This window comes from Cupriavidus sp. HPC(L) (genome assembly GCF_000307735.3).
In the GTDB taxonomy this organism is placed as follows: Bacteria; Pseudomonadota; Gammaproteobacteria; order Burkholderiales; family Burkholderiaceae; genus Cupriavidus.
In genome coordinates, this window is record NZ_AMPR02000208.1 from 1 (window position 1) to 5,300 (window position 5,300).

General features: G+C 71.0%; 6 protein-coding genes. All 6 read right to left on the minus strand.

Annotated elements, in window-relative coordinates; translation table 11 throughout:
- Positions 1–90 precede the first annotated feature (90 nt).
- The 6 genes from B551_RS12970 to B551_RS12995 all read right to left on the minus strand — a co-directional run bounded on the left by B551_RS12970 (position 91) and on the right by B551_RS12995 (position 5,002).
- Positions 91–564 (minus strand): hypothetical protein, encoded by a 474-nt coding sequence (locus tag B551_RS12970; RefSeq protein WP_006580103.1) that lies wholly within the window; start codon positions 562–564, stop codon positions 91–93.
- Positions 564–1,949, minus strand: a complete 1,386-nt coding sequence (locus tag B551_RS12975) for an aminopeptidase P N-terminal domain-containing protein (RefSeq protein WP_043439406.1) — start codon at positions 1,947–1,949, stop codon at positions 564–566. Before B551_RS12975 ends, B551_RS12970 begins: the two co-directional genes overlap by 1 nt.
- A 212-nt stretch (positions 1,950–2,161) precedes the next feature.
- Entirely contained in the window at positions 2,162–2,911 is a 750-nt protein-coding gene (gene murU, locus B551_RS12980; protein ID WP_043439409.1) for an N-acetylmuramate alpha-1-phosphate uridylyltransferase MurU, read from the minus strand.
- On the minus strand, positions 2,908–3,231 hold the full coding sequence (locus B551_RS12985) for an AzlD domain-containing protein (protein WP_043439412.1): 324 nt from the start codon (positions 3,229–3,231) through the stop codon (positions 2,908–2,910). The genes murU and B551_RS12985 overlap by 4 nt, the downstream gene beginning before the upstream one ends.
- The gene (locus B551_RS12990; RefSeq protein ID WP_023264253.1) at positions 3,228–3,959 is read right to left on the minus strand and encodes an AzlC family ABC transporter permease; all 732 of its coding nucleotides are present in this window, start codon (positions 3,957–3,959) and stop codon (positions 3,228–3,230) included. Before B551_RS12990 ends, B551_RS12985 begins: the two co-directional genes overlap by 4 nt.
- Complete coding sequence (locus B551_RS12995) at positions 3,959–5,002, minus strand: aminoglycoside phosphotransferase family protein (RefSeq protein ID WP_023264254.1); 1,044 nt, start codon at positions 5,000–5,002, stop codon at positions 3,959–3,961. Before B551_RS12995 ends, B551_RS12990 begins: the two co-directional genes overlap by 1 nt.
- Positions 5,003–5,300 lie beyond the last annotated feature (298 nt).

The following is a 5,300-nucleotide window of genomic DNA, read 5'->3' on the forward strand; positions in this document are numbered from 1 at the left end:
CAGGGGCTGGTCTGCAGCAGCCGGCAGGCCAGCGCGAGGCCCACCGGGCCGCCGCCGACGATGGCGATATCGCAGGCGTCGCCGTGCGGTTCAGGGGTGGGCTGGGTCATCGTTGGCACCTCCGGCATTGGCACCGCTCGCTGCGGCGTCGCCGCGCTGCCAGCACACCACGTCCTCGCGCGTCCTGCCGTTGCGGGCATCGCGCAGCGCGTTGTCGAGCAGGGCCTGATCGAAGCCAGGCAACGCGCGCAGGCGCGACAGCAGCGCCTCGTGGTTGACCGCGTCGAGCGGCGTCACGCAGCCTTGCTGGCGGCCGTCGGGCCGTTCCTCGCCGACCAGGATCAGCCAGGCCCTGCCGGTCCACGGTGCGCGCCGCGATACGCGCGCGACCACGCGCTCCAGCGCCTGCCATTCGAGTTCTTCGCGCTGGCCGTCGGGACGATGCACCACCACGCGGTCGTCGAACAGATTGACGATGAACGGCTGTTCCGGCTCCGCCTGCGTCCGCGACGCCGTGGCATTGTCAGCGGCACCGCCGAACAGTTTTCTCAACCAGCTGACCATCACTTCTCACTCCGTTCGCGCATCAGCGCCTCGATCTCGTCGGCGTCGACCGGGACGCCGCGGGTCATCAATTCACAGGGGCCGCCGGCCGTGACCACCGCGTCGTCCTCGATGCGGATGCCGATATGCCAGTAGCGCTCCGGCACGTCCTCGGCCGGCCGGACGTAGATGCCGGGCTCGATCGTCAGCACCATGCCCGCCTCGAGCGGCCGCCACGGGCGCTCGCCCTCGGCCGGTGCGGGGCCGGGCACGCGGTACTCGCCGACGTCGTGCACGTCCATGCCGAGCCAATGGCCGGTGCGATGCATGTAGAAACGGCGATAGCTGCCGCTGGCGATCACGTCGTCGACGCCGCCTTCCTTGCCGCGGTCCAGCAGGCCGGTGTCGAGCATGCCCTGCGCGAGCACGCGCACCGCCGCGTCATGCGGCACGTTGTACGGCACGCCGGCGCGCGTCTCGTCGATGGCGGCCTGCTGCGCGGCCAGCACCAGATCGTAGAGCTCGCGCTGCGCCGGCGAGAAGCGGCCCGACACCGGGAAGGTGCGCGTGATATCGGACGCGTAGCCGTCCAGTTCGCAGCCGGCGTCGATCAGGCACAGGTCGCCGTCACGCAGTTCGGCGGGGCCCGCGCGATAGTGCAGCACGCAGGCATTGGGACCGGCGGCGACGATCGAGTTGTAGGCGACGCTCTGCGCGCCGTTGCGGCGGAATTCGTACAGCAGCTCGGCTTCCAGATGGTATTCGCGCAGCCCGGCGCGGCTGGCCTGCATCGCACGCACATGGGCCTGCGCCGAGATCTGTGCGGCGCGGCGCATGATGCCGAGTTCGCCGGCGTCCTTGAACAGCCGCATCTCGTCGAGCAGCGTGCGGATATCGAGCGCGCTGGATGGCGCCACCACGCCGGCGCGGCCCTGCGTGCGCACGGCGTCGAGCCAGCGGCGTACCTGCATGTCGATGCGAGTCGACGCGGCCAGCGGATAGGCGATCAGATTCTGGTTGGCCAGCAGCTGCGGCAGCTGCGCGTCGATCTCCTCGATCGAGTGCGCCTCGTCGAAGCCGAACACCTCGCGCGCGGCTTCGGGGCCGTAGCGGAAGCCGTCCCAGATCTCGCGTTCTTCGTGCTTCGGGCGGCAGAACAGGATGCTGCGGTCGGCGCCGCCGGCCGGCGCGGCGATCAGCACCAGCACGGCCTCGGGCTCGGTGAAGCCGCTGAGGTAATAGAAGTAGCTGTCGTGCCGGTACGGGAAGTCGCTGTCGCGGTTGCGCATCGCTTCCGGTGCCGTGGGCAGGATCGCGACGCCGCCGCCGGCGGCGCGCAGGTGATCGAGCACGCGGGCGCGGCGCGCGCGACAGGCCTGGAGAAGGGCGGAATCTGGTGCGGACATGAGGGGACCGACTCGCATCGGGCAGGCAGTGGGCAATGGCCCGATTCTAACGCCGTCGTAACTGGCGTTGGCCGGCGCGCCAGGCAAACCGGCCATGCTATCTCCCCGTCGTCCCCGCGCTGGCGGGGACCCAGTGACTTCCGGGAACGCTGTTCAAGCCGCTGGGTCCCCGCGTTCGCGGGGACGACAGCATTGGCGAGCGCGGCGAGCCCCTACCGCGACAGCGCGGCGTCCAGCGCGGCCAGCTGCGCCGGCGTGCCCACGTTCTCCCAGCGGCCGGCGAAGCGCTCGCCGGTGGCCAGGCCCGCCGCGATGGCGGCGCGGTAGAACGGCGTCATCGCCACCTTCTGTCCGGACGCGATGCCGGCGAAGGTGCGGGTGTCGTACAGGCCGATATTGCCGAAGGTCAGGCGGGCGGCGCCATCGGCCAGCGGCGCATCGCCGGGCAGCGACAGCTTGCCGTCGGCGCCGAGCGCGAAATCGCCCTCTGGGTGGAACGGCGGATTGGGCACCATCACCAGGTGCATGCGCGGCTCGGGCGCGCCGGCCATTGCGGCGGCGCGCGGCAACAGCGCGCGGAAGTCGTAGTCGCAATAGATGTCGCCCGATACCGCGACGAAGATCTCGCCGCCGCCACCGTTCTCACCGCCACCACCGTCGCCGGCGCCATCTCGCAGCAGCGGCAGCGCCTTGGCGATGCCGCCCGCGGTCTCGAGCGCCTCGCCCTCGGCCGAGTACGCCAGCCGCACGCCAAAGCGGCCGCCGTCGCCGAGCGCCGACTCGATCTGCTGGCCGAGCCAGGCATGGTTGATGACGATGTCGGTCAGGCCCGCGCGGGCCAGCGCCTCGATGGTCCAGACGATCAGCGGCTTGCCGCCGACCTGCAGCAGCGGCTTCGGGCAGCCATCGGTCAGCGGGCGCATGCGCTCGCCGCGTCCGGCGGCGAAGATCATCGCTTTCAAATCAGGGTCTCCAGGACGAGCAGGGTGGCCATGCCGCCGGCGATGGTCCAGCCGACGCTGCGCGTGCGCGCGGCGATCGCGATGGCCACCACGCCGGCGATCAGGCGGGCATTGTCGAGGCCGATGGCCAGCTGGCCATCGCGCATCAGCAGGTCGGGCGCGATCAGCGCCGACAGCATCGCCGCCGGCACGAACTGCAGCGCGGTGCGGAACCACGCGGGCAGGCGCACCTTGCCTTCGACGGCGATAAAGGACAGGCGGATCAGATAGGTCGCCAGGCCCGCGGCCGCCATCACGCCGAGCAGCATCCACGGGCTCATGCGGCGTGCTCCTTGCCGGCGGGGCCGCTGCGGCGCGGCAGCAGCAGCATGCCGACCGCGATGCCGCCCAGCGCGGCGGCCATCAGGCCGAGCTTGTGCGGCACGCCAAAGCACAGCACCGCCAGCGCGCTGGCGGTCACCGCCGCGGCGACGTGCGAGCGATGCTTCAGGCCGGGCACGATGATGGCGATGAAGGTCAGCGGCAGGAAGAAGTCCAGCGGCCAGTGGCGCGGCACCTGCGCGCCGACCAGCACGCCGGCCAGCGTCGACAGTTGCCAGCTCGTCCACAGCGCGACGCCCGCGCCGAAGAAGTACCAGTGGCGGTAGCGCCGTTGCGCCGGGTCGTCGCCGAGCCGCCGCGTCATCGCGGCAAAGGCCTCGTCGGTCAGCAGATAGGCGATCAGCGCCTTCCAGCGGCGCGGCAGATGCGCCAGCGCTGGCGCGACGGTGGCGGAGTAGAGCGCGTGGCGCAGATTGACCATCGCCACCGTGGTGGCGACGATCGCCGCCGGCGTGCCCGCCGCCCACAGTTGGGTCAGGATCATCTGCGAGGCGCCGCCGAACACGATCGCGCTCATCGCGCAGGCCAGCCACGCCGGCATGCCGGCGCCGACCGCCAGCACGCCGTAGATCAGGCCGAACGGCACCACGCCCAGCAGCATCGGCGACAGCGCGCGCACGCCGGCCCACCATTCGCCGCGCCGGGTAGGGCTGCTGGCAGGATCCATCAGAAGGTGTAGCCGGCCGGGCGCTCGACGCCTTCGAGCGTATCGAACAGGCGCACCAGCTTGCGCAGCTCGCCGTAGCGGCCGGCCACCGCGCGCGCGTACTTCAGCACCAGCGGCATGTTGGCGAGGTAGCCGTCCTTGCCGTCGCGGTGGTAGAGCCGCGCGAAGATGCCGAGCACCTTCAGATGGCGCTGCAGGCCCATCCATTCGAAGTCGCGATAGAAGTCGCCGAAGTCGGCCGCCACCGGCAGGCTCGCCTTGCGGGCGCGTTCCCAATAGCGGATCAGCCAGTCCAGCTGCAGCTCCTCGTCCCATTCGATATAGGCGTCGCGCCACAGCGAGACCGCGTCGTAGGTGATCGGGCCGATCACGGCGTCCTGGAAGTCGAGGATGCCGGGGTTGCCGCGTTTGTCCTCCCCGTCGAGCACCATCAGGTTGCGCGAATGGTAGTCGCGGTGCACGTAGACCTGGGGCTGGGCCAGGTTGTTGGCCAGCAGCGTCTGCATGACCTCGGTCAGGTCCGCCTGCTGGCCCGCATCGAGCTCCACGCCGAGATGGCGCGCCACGTACCACTGCGGGAACAGGTCCAGCTCGCGCTGCAGCAGCTCGCGGTCATAGGCCGGCAGCGTGCCGGGCCGGGTCGCGGCCTGGATCCTGACCAGCGCCGCGGCGGCGTCGCCGTACAGCGTGCGCGCGGTCGTGATGTCCAGCTTCGACAGATAGGTGGTGTTGCCCAGGTCGGCCAGCAGCAGGAAGCCCTGCGACAGATCCTGCGCCAGCACGGTCGGCACGGTGACGCCGGCCTCGCCGAACAGCGCGGCGACATGGATGAAGGGGCGGCAGTCCTCGCGGGCGGGCGGCGCATCCATCGCGATCACGGTCGGATGCGCCGGGTTGTCGGTGCGCAGGCGGAAGTAGCGGCGGAAGCTCGCGTCGGCCGATGCCGGTACGCACGATTCGGGATCGATGGACCAATCCGGAGCGAGTCCGGACACCCACGCTTTGAGCTGGTCCTGGCGCGGGTCGAGGGGAAGTGCTGCCATGCCGGAAAGGGTCGATAAGTTGCCCCGTATAATACCCGACCAGACCCGGGCGCCGGGCGGCTCCCGGGAGGGCCGTCCTGTGCCTGGCAGCCTGTTTGGACGGTGACTGCGGCGGTTCCGCGCAACCGTCCCGCCGTCCGACCGACGACCCGACGCATGACCGAACAACAACGATCACCGAATCACACCGCAATCCAGGCGCCGGGCCGCCAGCCCGCGCGCCGGCCAGTCCGGGCCCTGCGCCCGCTGGTGCTGGCCATGGCCGGCTGGTCGCTGGGCGCCCATGCGCAAGGCCAGG